The sequence below is a fragment of the Sphaerisporangium sp. NPDC051017 genome, from assembly GCF_040683095.1.
Taxonomy (GTDB): domain Bacteria; phylum Actinomycetota; class Actinomycetes; order Streptosporangiales; family Streptosporangiaceae; genus Sphaerisporangium.
Genome location: NZ_JBFBCI010000030.1, coordinates 75,751 through 98,108 on the forward strand (window position 1 = coordinate 75,751; position 22,358 = coordinate 98,108).

The following is a 22,358-nucleotide window of genomic DNA, read 5'->3' on the forward strand; positions in this document are numbered from 1 at the left end:
TCGGGAACAGATGGTCGCGGGTGCGCGGAGTGGAGGCCCGGTGGTTCAGCGGGCTCGCCAGGGATCGGTGGGGGTGGTGTTGTGGCCTCGGAGGCGTAGGACCTCGCGGAACTCGGCCTGGCGTGCGGCTTGGCCGTGGACGAGCATGACCTGGCGTGCCGCGACCTCGTCGGCGATGTCGAGCAGGCCCCGCTTGTCGGCGTGCGCCGACAAGCGCATCATCTCCACCCGGGCCCGGAGCGGGATCTTCTTCTCCCCTCCCATGTCGTCGAGGACCAACTGCGGCGCCCCGCCCTTCGCCGAATCCAGCAACCGCCGGCCCGGTGACTCCTCGTCCTGGTAGCCCGAGAGGAACAGGGCGTTCTTCGGGTCCGGCAGGATCTCGGCCGCCCAGCGGACGGCCGGCCCGCCCGTGAGCATCCCGGAGGTGCTGATCACCACACCACGGGTGAACTCGTCCAGGTCACCGGGACGGGCGCGGGACACGTTGTCACCGAAGACCGACAGCGGACGGTGGCCGCCGGCGGTCACCGTCTCGAAGGACCGGCCGATCTCCGCGGCCATGCCGTCGAGGAGGACCGGCACGTGCGGGAGCCGGTCACGCATGATCAGGGCCAGTTCCTGCGCGCGGCCGAGGGCGAACGCCGGGATGAGCACCCGGCCGCCCCCGGCGTACACGCTCTCGACGGCCCTGACGAGCGTGCCCACCAGGTCACTCCGGTCCTGGTGGTCCTCGGTGCAGCAGGTGGACTCCATGACGAGCAGGTCTGCGTACCTGGCCGACTCGGGGATGGCGTAGCCGCCGACGCTCTGCTGCCGGAATCCCGAAATGTCCCCGGTGACGACGACCGTGGAATCGCCTGCCCGCACCACCACCCCGGCGGCACCGAGGATGTGACCGGCCGGGAACAACTCGATCGCGAGGTCACCGATCCGGCGGGGCACGCCGAGGGCCAGTTCTTCGCACCCTCGCGTCGCCCCGGCGATCGCCGCGCGCCCGTACAGCGGCTCCACCCGCGTACCCCACCCGCTCGCCAGCCGCCGCCGCTGCTCCATGATCTTCACCGAGTCGGCCCACATGGCGGGCATGAGCTGGGTGGTCTCCGGTGTGGCGATGATCCGCAGGTCGGGCAGCCGCTCCGCCAGCGCCGGGACATAGCCACAGTGGTCGTTGTGGGCGTGTGTCACCACGACGGCATGGATCGGCCCCTCCAACGCCCGGTCGATGTCCGCGGGCGGTTCGGAAGGATCTCCCGGGACCAGCCCGGCGTCGATGAGGATGCGCGTCGCGCCCGCCTCGACCAGCAGGCAGGAGCCGCCGATCCTCCTCCCGCCACCGAGCGGTGCGACCCGAAGGTCGCGTTCCCGGGTCACGGTGACCGTGGCCGTGCCCGGCGCCGCCGGAGGTTCGATAAGGGCCTGGAGTGCTTTCACGAACGCCTCGGCGCTGATGCCGGCGACCAGCGCCGCCGACTCCAGGGGCGAGGGGGGCCGCTCGACCGGCGCCGGCTTCGGCCGTTGGGGGTCGCGGGTGCTCGAATCGCCTTCCGGCTCGGGTGGCTCCTCCTGCAGTAACGCGAGGAGCGCCGAGGTGACGGACTTCGGGTCCCGCAGCCGCCGATGCGTCGCCGCGAGCTCGGAGTCCAGCCGGTCGGCCCGCTCCGTGGCCTCACGCGCCGCTTCCCGGTAGGTCTCGACGTCGGCCAAGGCGTTGGCGTGCCGTCCGTTCGCCGTGCGCAGCCTGTCTTTGAGTTCCCCGTTCCTGTCGTTGAGACGGCGCAGCGTCCGGTCGGCGGCCGTGTTCGACGATCTTTTGACGAGGGACTCCGCGACTCTTACCCCGGCGGAGCGCACGGCCGGATCGGAGTGGAGCACGAGGTGGGCGACGTCGCGTTCCGTCCGCTGTGAGCCGGGGATCCGTAGGCGCTCCCGGGTGAGCCGCCGCAGTTCCTCCGACCGGGTCAGCATGTCGAGCAGGTCGCTCCGGTGATCTTCGACGAACCGGTCCGCGTCGCCGTCGTGTCCGGCCAGTGCCAGGCGTGAGAGTACGACCTCCGCCGCCGCCCGCAGCAACGGCGATAACAGGTCCGTCATGCGCGGACCTCCAGCCGCTCGCTCGCCGCGGCCAGGACCGGCTCGCAGGCGAATGAGCCGTCCGCTTTCGGCTCCAGCGCGCCGAGCGACCTGAGGACGTCGACCAGGGCCGCGTAGGACGGGTAGTCGTTGGCCGCCAGCAGGTCTCGACGCAAGGGCTCGGACGACTCCCCGCCTGCCACCTCCAGGTAGTCGGCGAGATCCTCGGGCCGAGCCGGGCCGGCCTCGACGAGATGGCGCCATGCCTGCCACAGTGTGGCGTCCCTCATCACGCCGGTCGATCGGACGAACTCCTCAGTGTTCTCGCGAATCCAGACACGACACTGTTCGAGTGCGTGCTCCCGGTCGGAGGGACGCTCTTCGACGACCTTGCTGATCAGCTTCGGCCATCCGCCGGTCACGCCCAGCAGGGCCTCCTGATCGGCTTCACCCCGGTAGCCGAGGTCGGCGTCGTTCATCCACTGGCGCACGTCGGGTTGGTCGTAGCGCCGCAGTTCCACGAGCCAGACCCGCCGCGCGAGTTCGTCCGCGCCTGAGGCGACGGCGAGCCAGACAGGGACGAGCTCGGGCGGCGCCACCAACGCGACCGCCAGCGTTCCGGCCGCTCCCGTGGCCACGGCGTCGGCCGCGCTCCTGACGGTGGCCATGGCCTGCTCGACGGAGCGGCCCGCGAGCTCGACGACGACCACGTTGTGGCCGCCGCCGTCCCTGCTCCGCTGCACGGCCCCCTCGAAGGTGCAGTTTCGCTGCACCCGCCGGACCTGCGCGACGTGCTGCCGTCCTGCCTCCTCCTCCAGGGCCGCGCCGACCCGTTCCACGTGGAGCGCCGGAGAGCCCGCGATCAGGTAGACGCCGTCACGGCGGTCGAACATGTGGCTGACCTGCGCGCCGGTGAGCGGGGACCTGTCGGGGCCGTTGCGGTAGACGGCCCTGTAGGCGTAGGCGTCGAAGGAGTCGGGCTGCTCGAACTCGCTGGCCTTGGACAGGACGGTGTACACCTCCTCCGCGCCGCCCAGCAACGTGAGGACGTGTGGCGTCCGGAGGCGGTAACCGTTCGCGTCCGATGCGAGCACGCCGAGGTTGACGCACTCTTCCAGTAGTCCGCGGAATCCGTCGCTGGTGCAGTTCTCGAACCCGGCGGGCCACAGTTTGAGACATTCGTCCCGCAGTTCCTGAACACTGACCGTCTCGTCGGTGCCGTCGGCGAGAGCATGGAACGCGACCACGTAGGCGATCACCTTGTAGCGCTTGTCCAGATCCAACGTCCATTCGAACCGGTCACGGAAGCCGACTTCGAGCGCTCTGTCGCGCCAGACGGCGCCCACGTCGTCGGAGGTGATCTCATAGGGAAGGCCACCGCCCTGGATCGGGACGCGCCGCAGCCGCCGGAGCAGGGCCTCCGCGAAGAGCTGAATGAGCGCCGGGGCGTTGTTCGCCTCCGCGATGACCCGCGCCGCCAGGGACGGCGGGAAACGGAAGCCGAGCGCCATGAGCGGGCGCGTGAGCAGGTCGAAGGCGTCCTGCGGGTCCAGGGGGCCGATCGGGATGGGGGCTCCCAGGTGCGGGAACGGCTGGTTGGAAAGGCTCCGGAACCGGGCGGTCTGGTGCAGACCAGCGAAGACCACCTTCACCCGCCTGTCGGTGGCCTGCATCAGGTCGCGCAACGCCTCTACGTTCGTGAACTTCGCGTTCGCGGCGTCCTGGTTGAGGAACGCGTCCGCCTCGTCGAGCAGGATCAGCAGTTGGCGGGCCGGGTCCTGGTCCGCCCACTTCTTGACCGCCTGGCAGATCTCCGCGCGGTCCTTCAGCGTCGCGCCCGACTGCGGCAGGACCCCTGCCTCCGCCAGCCGAGTGGCGAGACGCGGCCACAGCATGGTCTCCGGAACGATCTTCCCGATCTCCTGGATGGGCTCCAGGATCACCACACGACCGGGATCACTTCTGTGCAACGTCCGCGCTGCCTCGCGCAGCAGGGCCGACTTGCCGAGCTGCCGCCCGCCGTACACGATCGACGAGCCCGAGGCACTGATCACGCTCGACAACTGGGAAGACCGGCCGTAGAACATCTCCATCGGCACGTCTCCCGTCGGCGCGTAGGGGTTGGCCGCACTGAAGGGTGCGAGCAGGCCTACGGTGGTGGTCCAGCCGGCCTCCGGCAGGGCGGCCAGATAGCTGATCGCGGCGTCGTCGATCACCGCGGTCACCGGGCGAGGCCGCTTGCGGCATGCCATGGTGAGCTGCTCGCGCTGGGCAGCCGACAGCACACCGAAGTAGAAGACGAGGATGGTGCGGTCCTGCGGCTCGTCCTTGAGCCACTCCATGAGCTGGTGCGGCCCCGGCCGGCGCCAGACGAACAGCAGGCGCATACCGTTCCCCGACGGGCTCATCTTCGACCCGAACTCCGGCAGCATCGCGTCGCCGTACCGGACGTCGTGCAAGGTCACCCAGAGCCTGTTCTGCTCCTCGCCCGCGGACTCCTGACGGCCTTCCAGCCCGATCACCCGCAGCACGGCCTTGATCGCGGTGCCGAGATTGCCCGCCGACTTGGGACCCTGGGCGAGCGACCTCCACAGCCGCAGCCCCTCCTTGGACTCCTCTCGCCGACCCGGCGGCATGGCCTGGATACTCAGCCCCGCCTCGGAGAGAACGCGGTGCAGGTCGGGGTCGGCGACCTCCCGTCCGCTCCGGATCGCTTCCATGAGCTTGGTGACCCACTCGTCACTCTCGTGCTTACGCGCCCGTCCCCCGGAGGAGATCAGGGACATGTTCTCGAAGGCCTCGGGGAAACGCGGAAAGAAAAGGGCGAAGTGGTCCACGGACTTCTGGACAGCGGGCAGCGGCTTGCCCGCCTCCGCCTGCTGGAGGAACTCCCGTGCCGTGGTCAGGTCGCCGAGGGCGACGTGCTCTCGGATGCGGGGGGCCGCGGCCCTCACATCGGGATGCTCTTCACTCTTCCTGGCGAGCAACTCCTCCTCCGCGGCGATGCGCGCCGTGCGGATCGACGTGGCCTCGGACTCCAGCAGGGTGATCTCCTTGGCGGTGATCCCGAAGTCCTCCCGGTCGGACCGCTGCACGCTCTTGAGCCTGCTCTCGATCCTCGTCGCGTCGCCCTCGAGAAGGACACCGTCCTTGCGCCAGCCTGCGAGCCGGTCCAAGACCTCTTCCACCCGCTCGTATCGCCGGTTACGGGCCTCTGTGACGAGCGCCTCTCGCCGGTTCCGGAGCTCCGTCGCAAGGTCGTGGTCCTGGTGCGAGACCACCTCCACCACGGCACGCGTCCCCTCGTGGTCGTCACGGGAAGCGCGGGAGTCGAAGGCGTCCCGCCAGTCGGGGGAATCCACCAGGGCGAGACGCGCCAGCGTTTCGGGAGCCGGGGTATCGTCAGGGCGCAGCTCATTTGCGTCGAGCAGAATCCCGGGAGCGAAGAGCAGATCCTGGTTGAGCACGGCCGCCACCGCCGGTTCGGCCTCACCCAAAGCCTCTCCGTCGAGCAGGTGGAGGGTGTCGTTGATCAGATGTGCCGCTCCCGTCGCCGCGGCGGCGAGCACGGGGTCGGCGTCCATGCCCAGGCCGTCGAGCTCGGCGTGCAATTCGGCCCTGCTGCGGCCGATGGCCTGCCGGAGCTCGGTCAACCCCCGGGCGAGCCATTCGTCAGCCCCCGACGGACGGCGGATCTGTACCTCCCGCACCGCGTTGACCCAGTTCTCGACGCCTTCCAACGCCTCGTCGATCATCTCGATGAGCTTGGCTCGCGCGCCAGCGATGATCTTGGTGCTGCGTGAGGTCGCAGACCGTTTGGCCGCCTCATCGATGAGGCGGACGACGACTCCAGCCTCACGAAGAGCGTCCAGCTCGCGCACGGTCTCCTGCAGCGAACCGACGTCATCACGAGCCGCGACGCCGACCAGGGCGCCAACGGATCCTTCGGGCTGGATGAGCGACTTCCACACCTCGGTGGCCAGGGCGAACTTGATCCTCCTGTGCGGCCCCTCTTCCAGGAGGTTGTTGCAGACGGCCACGGCGTGAACCTGGTCCCGCTCGGCCTGGGCGACATCGCGCATCTGACCCGAGAGGCCGGAGACGAGATACACGCCGGATCGCAGCGCCTGGCTGAACGCCGCGCCGCACGCCGCCAGCGCCGGATACCTCATGACCGTGGAGGCGAGTTCATCCACTAGGCGAGCGGACTCGACGGTGGGATGGACCAGCCCGGCCCGGATCGAGGCGGCCCAGGCCAGGAGGCGACCGGCGGGGTCCTCGTTCAGGTCGGGCACCGTGACCTGCCGCGCGGTCTCGGTGAAGGCGGCGGACAACCGCCCCGCGAAGCTGCTCATGTCGACGGCCAGGGCCGCGCAGCGCCGTGCCGCGATCTCCGATCGCGGACGCCCGGCAGCCTCCCTGATCCACGCGGCGAGCCCGAAACGCTGCGCGCGGAGCGCGGCGGCCTCGGCCTCGATGGCCGCCACGGCGGACGATGCCTCGGGCTCGGGCGCGGGCTTCGGGGACGCGGCGGAAACGGCCTCCGCCAGGACGGCTTCCGGCGTGACGACCCGCTGGGATGTCGCCTGGCGCGACTCGGCTGGATGTGCCTTCGGCCGGGACCCGAACTTGTCCGCGAGCATGGAGTCCAGATCGCCCAGGCCGGCGAGGTCGAACGTCTCTTGCGGGTTTGGTTCGACGACGCCGTCCTCTACGGGCGGCGTGGCGTCGGGGCCGGCCTCCGGCGGCGGCCTGCCGCCTTCCCCGTCCGCATCCCCTTCGGTTCCTTCGTCGCCCTCGTCGCCTTCCACGTGAGGTCGCTCCTCGACCTCGGAGATGGCTGGGAAATGGTCGCTCGGGGGAATCTCCAGCGTGAGGTGGCCTCCCACAGCGGCACGGATCACCGAGCTCCACTGGGGCAGTTCCCTCCTCGCCTGATGCTCCAGCTCGTCCCCGTGGACCAGGACCGCGTCCCGATCGGCGGACAGTTCGATGAGACGGGCCAAGGCGTCCAACCCCGCCGTGGGTCCCTCGGCCGCCACCCTGCGAACCTCGGCCAACTGGACCGCGAGCACGTCCGGTCCCTGTACATGCACAAGCCGGCCGACGCGCTCGGCCTGGGACCGCACGGCCTCCATCTGGTCGAGGGCGCGGAACAGTTCGTCCATCGAGGCCGCGGTCATCTCGACACCGTCGAGCCCTTGTATCCGGTCATGGACCTCGTCGAACTCGCGCACGACTCGGACGATGCGGTCGATGTCCGCACCGGCGGGGCGCAGACGCTCATGGAGCGCTCCACGAACCCGGCCGGCGGCCTCCCATGCCTCCTCGTAAAGGCGCTCCAGCAGTTCGAGAGAGTGCCGCACGTCCTGCTGCGCGGGCTTGTCATCGTGGCGGTACTCGCGCATCGGCACATGCTCCTCGTCGGTCGCCGTGACGGCTTCTACGGTGATCACCTCTTCGGCGACGCCATGTTCCTGCGGAAGTGCCAGGGCCGCGTCACAGAGAGCGTCCACGCCGGCAGGGAAGACCGGAAGCACGATCGAGTGCTCCCTGACCTGCGTCCACAGCGTCCCCATGACGCCTTGAGCGTCGCTCCCCAGCCCACGGGGGGAGCCGGCCAGCATGCCGAGAGCGAGGGGCGCGAGTGGAAGGTCTCTGTGAACGACGGACGCGAGCATGAGGTCGACCAGACCCCTGGGCAGGGAAGCCATCGCACGCAGTGCCGCCTGGAGAGCATCCGCCTCTTCGAGGACCTTGTCCGCGGTCTCCCGGGAAAGCAGCAGCCCGCAATCGTCGGCGCTCAGGTCGTCCGCGTTACTGAAGGCAGGAATAATCGGCTCGGTCAGAATTTCGATGAAGAGCGCCCTTTTGTTGTCCGAGGCGTGCAGTACTCGAATCAGGTTCGCCGCGGTCGTAGAGTTCACGGTCTTCTGGCTGGGGAGCCCAACCAGGCGGAAGATCACCTGTCGCACCTGCGGCGGGTAGAGCCGGACGCCCGAGCGAAGATCATCAGCGGTCACTTCCGCGGCCGCTCCGGTGATCAATATGTCCGATTCCGAGAATGACGCATAATCGGAGAGAAACCCCAGCGGGGCCAGCCCTTCGGGCATATCCTCCTTGAGTTGATGCGCCTTGTGACGGCCGCACCTACAGCGCTTCACTACCTAGGCCACCTCCATCCCCAGCAAGTGCCAGAGCTCGCTTGAGCAGGCGGAGCCTGTGCCTGCGATCCATCTACGCCGACCGGGAAGCACACGAAGCCCTCGACCGGTTCCTGTGTACGGAAGGATACAGCCGGTAAGCAGTTGTTTCAACACACGGCAAAATTATTGTGAGCTCGATTCACGCATGCCCCCGCCTACCGTTCTTCGATGGCCGGGAGGAAGACGCGGAAGGTGGTGCCCCTGCCCAGGTGGCTTTCCACGGTGATGGTGCCGCCGTGGGCTTCGGTGAGGGCGGCGGCTATCGAGAGGCCCAGGCCGGTGCCGCCGGATTGGCTGCGGGTGCGGGCCGGGTCGGCGCGGTAGAAGCGTTCGAAGACGCGGTCGGCGGCTTCGGGGGGCAGGCCGGGGCCCTCGTCCGCGACCTCGATGACCACCCGGTCGTCCACGGTGCCGACGCCCACGCGGAACGGGGTGCCGGGCGGGGTGTGACGCAGAACGTTGCCGACCAGGTTGGCGATCACCTGGTGGAGGCGGGGCTCGTCGCCGGTCACCATGACGGGGCCGTCGCCGGAGTCCAGGCGTACCAGGTCGATCTCGCGGTCGGGGGCGAGCGTCTGGGCGTCCAGGACGGCCCCGGCGGCGAGGCTGAGGACGTCGACGGGATGGCGGTCCAGGGGACGTTGCTGGTCAAGGCGGGCGAGAAGGAGCAGGTCGTCCACGAGGAGGCCCATGCGGGCGGCCTCGTCCTCGATCCTGTGGAGCAGGCGGGCGGCCTCGGCGAGGTCGGGGGTCTCGTGGCGGTACAGCTCGGCGAAACCGCGGATCGACGTCAGAGGGGTGCGCAGCTCGTGGGATGCGTCGGCGATGAAGCGGCGCATGCGCTCCTCCGAGCGGCGTGCGTCGGCGGCGGACTCACGGGCCGCCTTGGCCGACTCGCGGGCGGCGATCTCCGACTCGCGCGCCGCGATCTCGGAGGCCTCGCGGGCGCGGAAGGCCGTCTCGATCTGGGCGAGCATGCCGTTGATGGCCCTGCCGAGCCGTCCCATCTCGGTCCGCCGGTGGCGCAGGGGGACGCGGCGGGACAGGTCGCCGCGCGCTATGGCGCCCGCCGTGCCTTCGATCTCGGCGAGTGGGCGCAGGCTCCGCCGTACGAGCCAGTGGCAGGCGAAGCCGAGCAGGACGAGAACGCAGCCGCCGACCGTGGCCACGATGATCGCGAGGCGGGTGACGGTGGCGTCGATCTCGTCCAGGCGGATCGCGATCACGCGGATGCGTGTGCCGTCGCCGTCCTCGGCGGCGATCGCGCGCCAGCGGATCCCGGAGTCGGACCCCACGGTGAAGGGGTGGGGTGGGACGCTGCGCACCTGCCGCAGCGTGAGATGGGGAAGTCTCGGCGGGTGGGGGTCCAGGTTCTCCTGCAATGTACGTTCGACGCGGCCGTCGGGGCTGAGCAGGGCCATGTAGAACAGGCCGTACTGCCTGGGGTATCGCGGGCCGTCCGGGGGCCTGATCGGCGGCGTCGCGGGGATGGCGACCTCGCGCCGGGGCATGGCGGCCACCATCAACTGCCGGTCGACGCGCTCGACGAGGTAGCCGCGGAGCAGTTGGACGGCGAACCCGCCGGTGAGGGTGATCGCGAGCGTGACCAGCAGCAACGTGCCGACGACGAGGCGCAGCCAGAGGGGGGTGCGGGCGAGGCGTCGTTTCAGCTCGCGGACAGGGGCACGTGTCCAGCCCTGCCGAGGAGGGATCGGGGGTGGCTCACCGTCCAGGTCGAGGTCCACCGGTCCGGGTACGCCGCCCGGGGCCGTCGTCCTGATCGCGTCGCTCGTCCCCGCGTAGGAAGTCCCCACGCCGCTCGTCCCCGCGCCGGTCGTCCCGGTGCCGGTCGTCCCCGCGCCCGTCGTCCCGATCGCATCGCTCGTCCCCGCACCGGGAGTCCCCACGCCGGAAGTCCCCACGCCGGAAGTCCCCGTGCCAGAAGTCCCCGTGCCGGTCGTGCTGTTTTGGGGAACGGTGCCGGAAGCGCCGCCCTTATCGGCGGGGTCGGCGGTTTCGTCCCCGGCCGGTCCGGTAGGGCCAAGGGGGGTGGTCGTGCTCGTCGCCTGGGCGTCGGCGTCCGGAGGTGTGTCACGCTCGGGGGGTGGGGGCGCGTCAGTGGCGTGGTGCGCGTAGGACGTAACCCACCCCCCGGAGCGTGTGGATGAGCCGCGGCTCCACGGTGTCGATCTTGCGCCGGAGGTAGGAGACGTACGACTCGACGACGTTGCGGTCGCCGCCGAAGTCGTAGTTCCACACGTGGTCGAGGATCTGCGCCTTCGACAGCACCCGGCCGGAGTTGACCATGAAGTAGTGCAGCAGCTTGTACTCCGTGGGCGACAGCTTCACCCGTCTTCCGGCCCGCCAGACCTGGTGCCCATCCTCGTCCATCTCCAGGTCGGCGACCTGGAGCCGTGAGGGCAGGTTGAGGTCGGCCCGGGTGCGGCGCAGGACGGCCCGGATGCGGGCGAGCACCTCGTCCAGGCTGAACGGCTTGGTCACGTAGTCGTCGCCGAGGCCGAGACCTGTGAGCTTGCTGTTGGACTCGTCGCGCGCGGTCAGGAAGACGACGGGCACGCGGCGGCCCGCGGTGCGCAGGCGGCCCGCGACCGCGAAACCGTCCATGTCGGGCAGCATGACGTCGAGGACGACCAGGTCGGGCCGTACGCGCTCGGCGAGCTGCACCGCCTCGCGCCCGTCCGAGGCGGTCAGGACGTCGAACCCGGCGTAGCGCAGGGTGGCGGACAGCAGTTCGCGGATGTTCGGCTCGTCGTCGACGACCAGCAGCCTGGCCTCGCCCGCGCCCGAACCACCGGATCCCGTGGAGCCGCCTGAACCCCCGGCGCCACCGGGACCGACGGAACCACCGGGACCGCCCGAACCATCCCGGTTACCGGACCAGGCCATGGCACATCTCCACTCGCATCAGTCTTTGCCTCGCTTACGTACCTTTTCGCGAAATTTCCGGACATCCTAGGGATCGGCGCGGCGCGAACATCAGCCGCCACCCCGGTTGCCGAACCCCCCGAGCGCGCCGCCACTGCTCACGGTGGTCGCGCTGACGGAGCCGTTCGTGCCGCGCGTGCCCTGGACGACCACGGGGCTGCCGGGCTTGAGGTCCTTGAGCTTGCCCTCCTTGCTCACCTGGACCTTGGTGTCGCCGGTGGTCGTGACGATGACAACGCCGGTGGGCGTCTCGACGTAGAGCTTGCCGCCGTCCACGAGCTTCACCGTGCCGACGGTGAAACCGTCCCCGGCGCCCTGCCCGGCGGAACCCGCGGGACCGCCGGAACCCCCGGCACCACCGAAGCCCCCGAAGCCGCCCCGCCCCGCGCCTCCACCCGCACGTTGCTGGGCCGCGCCGCCGTTGCCCGCGAGCAGCGCCTGCGCGACGCCCGCCTGGTCGCCGCCCGCCCGCGTCCCCCACAGCTTCTGGGCCTGGATGCCGAGGAGCATGCCGGCCACGAGGAGCACCCCCGCGCCAAGGGCCACGGTCAGCTTGGACGCGCGCCGCCCCTCGGGCCGGGCGGCGAGCGCGGTGTCGAGGTCCTCGTCGAACGGGGAGGTCTCCAGCAGCGCATGGTCGGGCGCGGAGTCCTCGGAGGGGTACGGCTTGCGCCTGGTCGTGCTCATGTTCACTCCTTGATCCCGGTGGCCGTACGTCACTCGTGCCGCAGCGCTTCGATGGGGCGCAGCTTCGCGGCCCGGTTCGCCGGGTAGCTGCCGAAGAACAGCCCGATCGCGACGGACACGCCGAGCGCGAGCGCGATCGAGGTGGGCACGATGACCGGCTGGACGCCGGCGATCGTGAACCTGCTGCCGATGAACCCGATGGCGACCCCGAGCAGGCCGCCGATCAGGCTGAGCATGGTGGCCTCCGCGAGGAACTGGCCGAGGATCGCGCCGCGCGGGGCGCCGATGGCCTTGCGGATGCCGATCTCCCGGGTCCGCTCGGTGACGGTGACCAGCATGATGTTGGTGATGCCGATGCCGCCGACGAGCAGGCTGATGGCGGCGACGGCGCCGAGCAGCACGGTGAAGGTGCCGATGGCGGCGCTGACCGTCTCCTGGAGCTGCGCCTGGTTGAGGATGCGGTAGTCGGCCGTGGAGGTCGCCGTGATGCCGTGCCGCTGGTCGAGAATCTGCGTGATCTCCGACTGCGCCGCGTCGACCGCCGTGGCGCTCTTGGCCTGGACGATGATCTGCCCGAGCGGCCCGTACCCGGTGAGGCTCTGCTGGACGGCGGGCAGCGGCGCGACCGCGATGTCGTCGGCGTCCTGGAAGCCGGAGGATCCGGCCGGTTTGAGCACGCCGACGACCGTGAACGGCACGCCGGTGATCGTGACCTGCTTGCCGATCGGGTCGACGCTCCCGAACAGGTCGTCGGCGACGGTCTGCCCGATCACGATGATCTTCCGGGCGGCGGTCACGTCGTCGTTGTAGAAGTACGAGCCCTTGGCGACCGGCTTGTTGGACGCCTCGAAGTAGCTCGGGTAGGTGCCGACGAGCTGGGCGATCGAGTGGCTCGCGCCCTCGTACGTGGCCGCCTGGGACGACGCGCTGACCACGGGCGACACGCTTTTCACCGAGGGAGCGGCCGAGGCGTCCGTCAGGGCACGGGCGTCCTCGATGGTGAGTTCCTTGGCCTGCGTACGGGGGCCGGCGCCGCCCTGCTGCTGCGCGGCCCCACCCCCTGCGAAGAAGCCGCCGCCACCGCCGCCACCGCCGCCCGAGAAGGACTGCATCACGGTCAGCGTGTTGGCCCCGAGGCGCTGGATGTTCTGGGTGATGGACCGCGACGTCCCCTCACCCACCGCGACCAGCAGGATCACCGCCGCGACCCCGATCAGGATGCCGAGCGTGGTCAGCACGCTGCGCATCTTGTTCGCCGTCAGCCCGCGTACGGCGAAGCGGAGGACCTCCAGGGCGCTCATCAGGGGGCCACCACGGCGAACCGGGGCGGAGGGCCGTCGACCGGCGCCTTGCGGTGGTCCTCGACGATCCGCCCGTCGACCAGGCGGATGACGCGCTTGGCGTGCGTGGCCACGTCGTCCTCGTGGGTGATCAGGACGATCGTCCGTCCCGACGAACTGAGCCGGTCGAGGATGCGCAGCACATCGGCGGTCGAAGTGGTGTCGAGGTTGCCCGTCGGCTCGTCGGCGAGCAGCAGCGACGGCGCGGTGACCAGCGCGCGGGCGACGGCGACGCGCTGCTGCTGGCCGCCGGACAGTTCGTTCGGGTCGTGGTGGATCCGGTCGCCGAGACCCACCTGGCCGAGCGCCGCGAGGGCCCGCTTGCGCCGCGCCGCCGCGCCCAGCCCGCCGTACGCGAGGGGCAGTTCGACGTTGGCCAGCGCGCTCATGCGCGGGATCAGGTTGAACGACTGGAACACGAAACCGATCTTCCTGTTGCGGAGGACGGCGAGCTGGCGGTCGCCGAGCGCTCCGACGTCGGTGCCGTCCACGAGGTAGGTGCCGCTGGTGGGTACGTCGAGGCAGCCGACAATGTTCATCAGCGTCGACTTGCCGGAGCCGGAGGCGCCCATGATGGCCACGTAGTCCCCGCGCTCGACGGTGAGCGACACGCCGCGCAGCGCGTGCACCTGCGCGTCACCCGTCCCGTAGATCTTGCTGACCTCGCGGACCTCCAGGACAGGGGCCTCGCGACCTTCTGGGACGTCGCGCGGGTTCACCCTCGGCCTCCGCCGCCACCGAAGCCGCCACCGCCACCGCCGAGGCGGATGCCGCCGCCGGGGAAGCCTCCGCCGGGGAAGCCGCCCTGGAGGCCGCCGCCCGTGGCGCCCGTCGTGCGGACCACCTGGTCTCCCTCCTTGAGCCCCGAGGTGATCTCGGTCGTGGTGTCGCCCTTGACGCCGACCTGCACCGGCTTGGCGACCTGGCGTCCGTTCTCAAGGACGGTGACGGTGCTCTGTCCGCCGGCGGTCCTCACCGCCGAGGTCGGCACGGTGAGCGCGTTGTCGGCCTTGGCGACGATGACCTGGACGGTCGCGGTCTGGCCGAGGCGCACGGTCTTGGGGACGTCGCTGAGCGAGATCGTCGCGGAGTACTGCACGACGTTGTTGTTCGTCTGCGCCACCGGGTCGATGAGCGTGACCTTTCCGCTCGCGGTCACGCCCGGCAGCGCGTCGAACGTCACGGTGGCGGGCTGGCCGGTCTTCAGCTTCGTCACGTCCGACTCGGTGAAGTCGCCGACGATCTGCAGTCGGCCGGCGTCGGCCATCTCGATGAAGCCCCCGCCGGACGAATCCGAGCCCGCGGACCCGGACGAACCGCCCGAAGCGCCTCCTCCTTGCCCGGATCCGGTGCCCGAGCCCGAACCCGAGGAGGACGATCCGCCGGACGACGAGCCGCCGACCGTCCCGTTCACGGCCGTGACCGTCCCGGCGAAGGGCGCCTTGATCACGGTGGCGTCGAGCGCGCGCTTCGCCTCGCGGTAGGAGTTCCTGGCCTGAATGTACTGCGAGTACCCGGAGGCCGTGGTGGTGTCGCCGTCCTTGGCCGCGCTGAGGCTCGCGGAGGCGGCGTCGAGCGCGTCCCGTGCGGCGGTGTCGTCCGCGCGGGCCAGGATCTGGTTCTTGCCGACCTTGTCGCCGGCCTCGACGTAGATCTTCTCGACGGTGCCGCTCGTGCCGAAGCTGAGCGAGCGGGTCCTCGCGCTCTCCACCGACCCGGACGCCGAGACCGCCGACAGGACGGTCCCCCGGGTGACGCGCGTGGTGAGCGGTGCCGCCTCGGCCGTCGGCCCCTGGTTCAGGGAGGCGTACGCGACGCCCGCGCCTCCCACCAACAGCACGGCCAAGGCGCCGTTCACGATCAGCGCTCTGCGCTTCGTCGACAGCTTCACGACCATTGAGCCTGGACCATGCCGCTTGGGCGAACCTCCGACGTCCCTGAAGGTTTCCTGACAACGTGGCAACTTGCGCCTCATAGAGCGCTATACCGGCCTATGGTTCGACAAAGCCCCAGCTCATCGCGGCCTTTTCATCCGGATTTACACAGGGAACTTTGAGTTCGGGCTGAGCTTGGAATGACGTCAGCCCGCCAGGATGGCCCGCATGAGATCGAGCACTCCTCCCGCCGCCGTACGCGTCGGGGGCCTGACCCTCGCGGCGATCATGCTGGTGGGGGCCGGGCTGGTGTACGCGGGCAGCGGCGAGGACGCACCCGCGGCGCGCGTGGAGCCGGCGTCCGCCAAACGGGGCACGGTGGTCAGCGCCGTCTCGGCGGCCGGGAACACCGTGGACACGCACAGCCGCGACCTGGCCTTCGGCGCCGCGGGGACGGTCGAGAAGGTGTACGTGCAGCCCGGGGACAAGGTCAAGAAGGGCCAGGTCCTCGCCCGCGTCGACGACACGCTCGCCCAGGAGGACGTCGACGCCGCACGGGCCGCGCTCGCGGCCGCGGAGGAGACGCTCGACAACATCAAGAACGGCAAGACGACCGCGGGCACGGGCGCTTCGGGTGCGACCTCCGGCGGCGGAGCGGCCGGGGGTGGAGGCGGTGCTTTCGGCGGCACGGGCGGCTCCGGCGGATCCGGTGCTTCTGGAGGAAACGGCGGAAACCAACCCGGTGGCAAGCCGACCGGGCCACAAGGGCAACCGTCCTCGCCACCCTCGGGACCGACCGCGAACTGCCCGCCCACGACGCCCAGCCCCTCACCGACGCCCTCCGTCCCCAACGGTGACGGCGGCCACTACGGCTACACCGTCACACCCCGCCCCCGGATCGCCCCTGTGTCATACGGAAACACGGGCTCGTACGGGAACGGGCAGAGCGACGGCCACGACGGCCGGACACCTCACGCGTCCCCGAACCCCGAACCGACCTCGACCCACGCCCCCAAGCCCACTTCCAAACCCACCGCCAAACACACTTCCAAGCCGACGACAAAACCCACGTCCAAGCCGACGCAGAAGCCAACCGGCAAGCCGACCGGTAAGTGCACCGCCCCGAACGGGAACGGGGGCGCGAACCCGAACCAGCAGCCCGACCCGCAGCAGACCGCACCCCAGGGGAACTCGGGACAGGGAGGCAGGTCGGGGAACGGCCAAGGCGGACAGGCGCCACAAACCGGAGGAGGCGCCGGCCAGGGCGGCGCGGGCGGACAAGGCGGCCAAGCTGGACAGGGCGGCCAGCAGGTCACGACCGTCGCCGAGGCCGAGGCGAACGTCGGCAAGGCCCAGACCACGCTGCACACGGCCGAGGACGCGCTCGCGGGTGTCAAGATCAAGGCGCCCGCCGCGGGCACCGTCCTCAGCGTCGCCGGCGCGGCCGGTACGGACGCCACCGCCGGGACGACCTTCGTCACCCTGGGCGACCTCGACGAGCTGCAGGTCAAGGCCATGTTCTCGCAGACGGACGTCGGCCACCTCAAGATCGGCCAACCCGCGTCGGTCTCCCTCGCGACCCGCCAGGGCACGACCTACGACGGCAAGGTGACCCACATCGACCCGGCCGCGACCACCACCGGCCGCCTCGTCCAGTACGGCGTGACCGTCGCCTTCGATCACCCGCCGAAGGGCCTGATGCTCGGACAGACGGCCACCGTGATGGTCACCGTGGAGAAGGCCGACGAGGCGATCTACGTCCCGGCCCAGGCGGTGAGAACCCGCCCGAACGGCGCGGCGACCGTACTGGTCCGCCAGGGGAACGGCAGCGTACCGCGCGAGGTGACGACCGGCGTCCGCGGCGACCAGTACATCGAAATCCGCTCAGGCCTGTCCCCCGGCGACCAAATAGAACTCCCCACCACAGGCCCCTCGTCCTTCCCCACCGACGGCTTCCCGTCCCCCTGAGCACATAGGGTGTCGCCGGTTACTGCCAGTTGCTGCTAGTTGGCGCCAGACTGGTAGATCACCGTTGTAACGATCGGCCACCGCCAATACTGCCGCTCGGGTGCCGGTGATGTGGCCACGCCGTACCACCCATGACGCCGGAAGCCTGCCGCACCCGCCACACCACGAGTGGGAGCAACCCGCTCCCGCGCAGGTCAGCGCGCATCTGAGCGCCGTCGGCGTCTGGGACGAGACGGCGGATCGCCGGCGGCGACGCCGTTGCCTGTCTCTGCGGGGGAGAACGGCAGGCGGGTGTGCCGGCGCTGCGGCCTCAGTCGTCCCGCGCCGCATCGGACGGCCCGTGCGACGCGATACGCAGGAATTCCTGTACCAGTGGTTCATGAGTACCGGCCCGGGTGACGAGGGAAAGTTCGACGATGTCGGCGGGGTCGGTAAGGGGACGGTAGGCGACGGGGTGCCGGAACGTGCGCGAGGCGGTCGCGTTGGGGACGAGGGTGACGCCGAGGCCGCAGGTCACCATGGCCAGTTGGGTCAGAATCGAGTTGGCGAGGTGCCGTGCGTCGGGGGTGAAACCGGCTCGGCGGCAGGTCATCATGAGTTGGTCGTGGTAGTCCGGTGACGCCTCGCGGCGCAGCCAGACCCAGGGCTCGTCGGCGAATCGGGAAAGGTCGACCGGGTCCGCGGGGTTGCCGGCGAGGGGGTGTTCCTCCGGCAGCGCGATCACGAAGTGGTCATGTCGCCAGGGCCGCATGCGCAGGCCGCGTACGGGTGCGCTGGGCCGGATGACGGCGATGTCGATCTCGCGCTGGGCGACGGCTTCCTGTCCCGTTCCCGTGTCCACCTCCGTGATCTGGAGCTCGACACGGGGACGGGTCTCCCGGAACGTGGCCAGAGCACCGAGGAGGGGCTCGCTGAGCGCCGAGGTCACCACCCCCATCCGCAGCGTTCCCACCAGTCCCGCCTCGGCCTGGGTGGCGACCTCATGGGCGTACTGCGCGACAGCCACCAGCTTGCGGCACTCCTCCGCGAAGGCCCTTCCGGTCTCGGTGAGCTTGACACTGCGCCCCGTGCGATCGAACAGCTGCGCTCCCAGTTGCCGCTCCAGCTGAAGGATCGCCTGGCTCAGCGGCGGTTGGGACATGCCGAGTTTCTCGGCGGCGCGTCCGAAGTGCAGTGTCTCCGCGACAGCCAGGAAGTAGCGGGCTTGGCGAACCTCGATCATGAGTCGCTCTGCCTATGAGTGAGAGAGGAAATCAGACCTTCAGTATATTGACTGGTCTTGCTTCACTGAAGGGCATGACAGCTGAAGCAGCCTTGTTGGCGCAGTTCACGGCCTTGGACACGGCCGCCGTGTCCGACGCTCTCGACAACTGCGGTCTCCCTGCCGGCCTGGGCGGCATCCGGCCGATGTGGGGCCGTCCGAAGGTGGCCGGGTTCGCGAAGACCGTTGAACTCGAACCGCTGACCGCCGAGCACGGCGGCGCCCATATCCTCACCGGGACGATCGCAGAGTCCGGTTCCACGGACGTCCTCGTGATCGCCAACGCCGGTCGTACCGACGTCTCCACCTGGGGTGGCATCGTCAGCCTCGGCGCCGCGGTGAACGGCGTCCGGGGCGTGATCACCGACGGCGCCTGCCGGGATGTCGGCCAGGCCAGGGAGTTCGGCTTCCCCGTCTACGCGCGGGCGCAGGTCCCGGTGACCGCGCGCGGACGACTGCGGCAGAAATCGGCAGGCGAGCCGATCGTCATCGGCGGCGTGACGATCAACCCCGGCGACGTCGTGCTCGCGGACGAGGGTGGCGTCGTGGTCGTCCCCCGTGAGCGGGCCGCTGACGTACTCAAGGCGGCCCAGGCCGTCGCGGACCGGGAGGCGGTGATCGAGGCGGAAGTCCGCGCGGGGGTTCCGCTCCCGAACGCGATGCGCGATGCCCGTCTGGCCGGGAAGGAGGAGAAGTGATGAGCATCGGCGACATCGATCTTGTCGCCCGGCTTCGTGCCCTGCCCACCACTGCCGTGTCCGACGCCCTGGACCGGATCGGCATTGAGGGCGCCCTGCACGGCCTGTCCCCCCTGGCGAACGACTTCCGAGCCGTCGGGCCGGCCTTCACCGTCCGCTACGCGTCCGTCGACGAGGCCGGCGCCGGCACGGTCGGCGACTTCCTCGATGACGTGCCGCCGGGCTCGGTGATCGTCATCGACAACGCCGGTCGTACCGACGTCACCGTCTGGGGCGGCATCATGACCGAGGTCGCCGCCGCCCGCGGTATCGCCGGGACCGTGATCAACGGGGTCTGCCGCGACGTGTCCGCCTCACTGACGCGGAGCTACCCGCTCTTCAGCCGCGGCCGCTTCATGCGCACCGGCAAGGATCGGGTGCGCCTGGTCGCCATCGGCGAGCCGATCACCGTCAACGGCATCGAGATACGCCCCGGCACTCTCATCGCCGCCGACGCCGATGGAGTGCTCGCCGTGCCGGCCGCCAAGGCCGAGCGGGTCACCGAGATCTCCGAGGACATCGAGCGCGTCGAGTCAGACATCGTCGACGCGGCGCGCGCCGGCAGCACCCTGCGCGAGGCCCGCGAGAAGTTCGGCTACCACCGGCTCCAGACGAGGAGGCCGACATGACGGACGCGGCCCGCGGCCACAGCACCGCCACCCTGTACGAGGCGTGCCGAGGCGCCGCGCACGCCTGCGACCCGGCCCTGCGCCCTGCCTGGTCGGGGGCGCGGGTGGCCGGCCCGGCGTTCACCGTGCAGGGCATCGGCGGCGACAACCTCGCCCTGCACCGTGCCGTCGCGCAGGCCCCCGCCGGCAGCCTCCTCGTGGTCGACCTTCAGGGCGCCGCGCACGGCCACTGGGGCGAGATCCTCGCCGTCGCCGCCCAGCAGCGCGGCATCCTCGGCCTGGTCGTGGACGGTGGCGTACGGGACACCGCCGAACAGGCGGGCCTCGGCTTCCCCGTGTTCGCCCGGCACATCACCGTCGTCGGCACCGGCAAGGACCACCCCGGCACCTTCGACGTACCGGTTCGGGTCGGCGGAGTCGTCGTCCGGCCCGGAGACCTGGTCGTCGGCGACGCGGACGGCGTGGTCGTCGTACCCGCCGAAGCAGTGGCGAAGGCCCTCGACCGGTCCGACGAACGGGTCGCGGCCGAGCAGAATGCCCTCGAAGCCATACGCGGCGGCGTCACGACGCTGGAGTACTACCGCCTTGTGTGACTTGTGTGAATGGAGAAGCCTTGGCCACAGGTAGCGAGTTCACCTACGAACACCTGAGCCTCCACATCGATGAGGTGGCCCTGCGGGTCACCACCGTCCGACGGGACGGTGAACGCGCTCCTGTCGTCTTCCTGCACGGCTTCGGCTCCACAAAGGAGGACTACGCCGACTTCGTCCGCCAACCGGCATTCGACGGGCGGCCGTTCCTCGCGTACGACGCCCCGGGCTGTGGGGAGACACGGTGCGCGAACCTGACGAAGATCTCGATCCCGTTCCTCGTGAAGACCGCCCAGGCGGTGCTGCGGGCAGCGGGTATCGACCGCTTCCACGTCGTCGGCCACTCCATGGGCGGCCTCACCGCACTCATACTCGCCCACCAGGAACCGGACCGGATCCTGAGTTTCGTGGACATCGAGGGCAACGTCACGCCGGAAGACTGCTTCCTGAGCCGGCAGATCGCCACCCACCCCGCGACAGACGACCAGCGCTTCTTCGACGATTTCAGCGAGCGGGCACGCCGTTCGACCGAGTCCTCCAGCGCACTGTACGCGGCGAGCCTGCGCCACAAGGTACGCGCGGGCGCAGTGCGAGGGATCTTCGAGTCGATGGTCGATCTGTCGGACCACGGCGACCTGATGACCAAGTTCCTGGCCCTGCCCTTCCCCCGCATGTTCATGTACGGCGTCGAGAACGCGCGCCTGTCCTACCTGCCCGAACTCGCCGCGAACGGCATCGAGTTGGCCGAGGTCCCGCACAGCGGGCACTGGCCCATGTACGCCAACCCCGTCGCGATGTGGGAGCTGATCGCAACGTTCCAGTCACGCACCGGCTCCTGACCAATCCCGAAATCCGAGGCAGTTGATGCATCAGTTCCGGCCGTCCCAGGCCCTCACCCGCGTCCAGCAGCTCTCCCTGCGCCCCACCGGGGCGGCCCCACCGCCGGGAACCGTGACCCTGGCCCAGGGGGAACCCGACTTCCCCATTCGGTAGACCGGTGCCGTGGGGTGCAGGGTTCCGATCAGCTTGCCGGTGGCGACCGCTACTACGGCCCGGCCATGGCGATCTTTACCGATCGCCGACTCCGAAACACCCGCTGATCAGCGGCGGAGCAGACCGCGCCTGCATACCGTGACCCAGTCACTGTAAGTGAACGACTGGAGCTGACGAGTATGAGAATGCCCATAGCCTGCCTGACCCGTCCGGCCGTCGCCGTGGCGGCCACGTCGCTGACGCTCGCCGGGGTCATCGCCTCCCCCGCTGCCGCCGCGGTGCCTTTCATCGGCCGGGACGTGCCGACCACCGTGACGATCACGCCCGGCGCCACCGGGGCCGTGCCGTGGACCTACCAGAACACCGGCGGCCCCGGCCTGCTGCCCCCCACCGGCATGCAGGTGGTGTTCACCGCGCCGGGCAACACCGTCTTCGCCCCGCAGACCACCGTCCCCTCCCAGTACAGCGACGACGGCTCGAACTGGCGGAGCAACAATGTCGGCCTGCGCAACTGCGCCCTCAGCGCCGGCAACACCACACTGACGTGTGAAGGCTATGGCATCAACGGGGGCCGCAGCAGCTGGCCGTCCCGCGGCTACTTCCGCTTCTCCCCGCAGATCACCGTGGCCGCCTCGGCCCCGGCGGGGACCACCCTCCCAGCCGGCGCAGGCACCTTCCGCTACACCGACCCCGGCAACGGCACCGAGTACACCATCAGCGACGGCACCCTGAACGTCGCCACTCCCGCGGGGGCCCGGAGGGGGATGTGCCTGGACTCCCCCGGCCGCGAGAACAACGGCAACATCCGGATCTGGCAGTGCCTCGACCATGCCAACCAGAAGTTCGTCATCGACGGCGGCCTCATCAAGGTGGCCGACACCGTCGGCACCGCCCGCGAGATGTGCATCGACGCCGGTAACACCCGCAACAACCTCGACAACGTCTACATCTGGCAGTGCCTGGCCAACCCGAATCAGATCTGGGTGATCCGCGACGGATCCATCGTGATCAAGGACACCCTCGGCACCGCCCGCGAGATGTGCATCGACGCCGG

Annotated in this window: 15 protein-coding genes; 6 read left to right on the forward strand and 9 right to left on the reverse strand. The window is 70.1% G+C overall.

From position 1 onward, the window contains the following. Window positions 1–45 precede the first annotated feature (45 nt). The 8 genes from AB0M95_RS23445 to AB0M95_RS23480 form a co-directional block, all read right to left on the reverse strand. Window positions 46–2,094 (reverse strand): MBL fold metallo-hydrolase, encoded by a 2,049-nt coding sequence (locus AB0M95_RS23445; RefSeq protein ID WP_363768236.1) that lies wholly within the window; start codon window positions 2,092–2,094, stop codon window positions 46–48. Further along, window positions 2,091–8,096, reverse strand: a complete 6,006-nt coding sequence (locus AB0M95_RS23450) for a hypothetical protein (protein WP_363768239.1) — start codon at window positions 8,094–8,096, stop codon at window positions 2,091–2,093. The genes AB0M95_RS23445 and AB0M95_RS23450 overlap by 4 nt, the downstream gene beginning before the upstream one ends. A 338-nt stretch (window positions 8,097–8,434) precedes the next feature. Next, window positions 8,435–10,186 (reverse strand): HAMP domain-containing sensor histidine kinase, encoded by a 1,752-nt coding sequence (locus AB0M95_RS23455; RefSeq protein WP_363768242.1) that lies wholly within the window; start codon window positions 10,184–10,186, stop codon window positions 8,435–8,437. A 208-nt stretch (window positions 10,187–10,394) separates the two neighbouring features. Next, window positions 10,395–11,186: a response regulator transcription factor gene (locus AB0M95_RS23460; RefSeq protein WP_363768245.1), complete on the reverse strand. Its 792-nt coding sequence runs from the start codon at window positions 11,184–11,186 to the stop codon at window positions 10,395–10,397. A 90-nt stretch (window positions 11,187–11,276) separates the two neighbouring features. Beyond that, window positions 11,277–11,912, reverse strand: coding sequence for a hypothetical protein (locus tag AB0M95_RS23465; protein ID WP_363768248.1), 636 nt, complete (start codon window positions 11,910–11,912; stop codon window positions 11,277–11,279). 29 nt (window positions 11,913–11,941) lie between these two features. After that, complete coding sequence (locus tag AB0M95_RS23470; RefSeq protein WP_363768251.1) at window positions 11,942–13,213, reverse strand: ABC transporter permease; 1,272 nt, start codon at window positions 13,211–13,213, stop codon at window positions 11,942–11,944. Further along, window positions 13,213–13,971, reverse strand: coding sequence for an ABC transporter ATP-binding protein (locus AB0M95_RS23475; RefSeq protein ID WP_363768254.1), 759 nt, complete (start codon window positions 13,969–13,971; stop codon window positions 13,213–13,215). The genes AB0M95_RS23470 and AB0M95_RS23475 overlap by 1 nt, the downstream gene beginning before the upstream one ends. Continuing rightward, a complete protein-coding gene (locus AB0M95_RS23480; protein ID WP_363768257.1) occupies window positions 13,968–15,143 on the reverse strand; it encodes an HlyD family efflux transporter periplasmic adaptor subunit in 1,176 nt (391 codons plus the stop codon). The genes AB0M95_RS23475 and AB0M95_RS23480 overlap by 4 nt, the downstream gene beginning before the upstream one ends. 211 nt (window positions 15,144–15,354) lie before the next feature. Here AB0M95_RS23480 and AB0M95_RS23485 point away from each other — a divergent pair, with 211 nt between their 5' ends. After that, window positions 15,355–17,094 carry an efflux RND transporter periplasmic adaptor subunit gene (locus tag AB0M95_RS23485; protein WP_363768260.1) on the forward strand — a complete coding sequence of 580 codons (1,740 nt, stop codon included), beginning with the start codon at window positions 15,355–15,357 and terminating at the stop codon, window positions 17,092–17,094. A gap of 310 nt (window positions 17,095–17,404) precedes the next feature. On the opposite strand, the gene AB0M95_RS23490 is transcribed toward AB0M95_RS23485, so the two are convergent. Then, window positions 17,405–18,316 (reverse strand): LysR family transcriptional regulator, encoded by a 912-nt coding sequence (locus AB0M95_RS23490; protein ID WP_358523109.1) that lies wholly within the window; start codon window positions 18,314–18,316, stop codon window positions 17,405–17,407. A 74-nt stretch (window positions 18,317–18,390) separates the two neighbouring features. On the opposite strand from AB0M95_RS23490, the gene AB0M95_RS23495 reads away from it, so the two are divergent. From AB0M95_RS23495 to AB0M95_RS23515, 5 genes are all read left to right on the forward strand, one after another. After that, on the forward strand, window positions 18,391–19,053 hold the full coding sequence (locus AB0M95_RS23495) for an RraA family protein (RefSeq protein WP_358523111.1): 663 nt from the start codon (window positions 18,391–18,393) through the stop codon (window positions 19,051–19,053). After that, a complete protein-coding gene (locus AB0M95_RS23500) occupies window positions 19,053–19,721 on the forward strand; it encodes an RraA family protein (RefSeq protein WP_363768263.1) in 669 nt (222 codons plus the stop codon). Before AB0M95_RS23495 ends, AB0M95_RS23500 begins: the two co-directional genes overlap by 1 nt. Next, window positions 19,718–20,314, forward strand: coding sequence for an RraA family protein (locus tag AB0M95_RS23505; protein ID WP_358523116.1), 597 nt, complete (start codon window positions 19,718–19,720; stop codon window positions 20,312–20,314). The genes AB0M95_RS23500 and AB0M95_RS23505 overlap by 4 nt, the downstream gene beginning before the upstream one ends. A gap of 20 nt (window positions 20,315–20,334) precedes the next feature. Continuing rightward, on the forward strand, window positions 20,335–21,150 hold the full coding sequence (locus AB0M95_RS23510; protein WP_363768266.1) for an alpha/beta hydrolase: 816 nt from the start codon (window positions 20,335–20,337) through the stop codon (window positions 21,148–21,150). Window positions 21,151–21,483: 333 nt separating this feature from the next. Next, window positions 21,484–22,358: ricin-type beta-trefoil lectin domain protein (locus tag AB0M95_RS23515; RefSeq protein WP_363768269.1), on the forward strand; the 875-nt coding region annotated here is incomplete at its 3' end.

Coding starts and splice junctions, on each gene's coding strand:
- AB0M95_RS23460 (WP_363768245.1), bottom strand. CDS start 11,186: ATGGCCTGGTCCGGTAACCGGGATGGTTCGGGCGGTCCCGGTGGTTCC.
- AB0M95_RS23495 (WP_358523111.1), top strand. CDS start 18,391: ATGACAGCTGAAGCAGCCTTGTTGGCGCAGTTCACGGCCTTGGACACG.
- AB0M95_RS23500 (WP_363768263.1), top strand. CDS start 19,053: ATGAGCATCGGCGACATCGATCTTGTCGCCCGGCTTCGTGCCCTGCCC.
- AB0M95_RS23470 (WP_363768251.1), bottom strand. CDS start 13,213: ATGAGCGCCCTGGAGGTCCTCCGCTTCGCCGTACGCGGGCTGACGGCG.
- AB0M95_RS23445 (WP_363768236.1), bottom strand. CDS start 2,094: ATGACGGACCTGTTATCGCCGTTGCTGCGGGCGGCGGCGGAGGTCGTA.
- AB0M95_RS23490 (WP_358523109.1), bottom strand. CDS start 18,316: ATGATCGAGGTTCGCCAAGCCCGCTACTTCCTGGCTGTCGCGGAGACA.
- AB0M95_RS23505 (WP_358523116.1), top strand. CDS start 19,718: ATGACGGACGCGGCCCGCGGCCACAGCACCGCCACCCTGTACGAGGCG.
- AB0M95_RS23465 (WP_363768248.1), bottom strand. CDS start 11,912: ATGAGCACGACCAGGCGCAAGCCGTACCCCTCCGAGGACTCCGCGCCC.
- AB0M95_RS23485 (WP_363768260.1), top strand. CDS start 15,355: ATGAGATCGAGCACTCCTCCCGCCGCCGTACGCGTCGGGGGCCTGACC.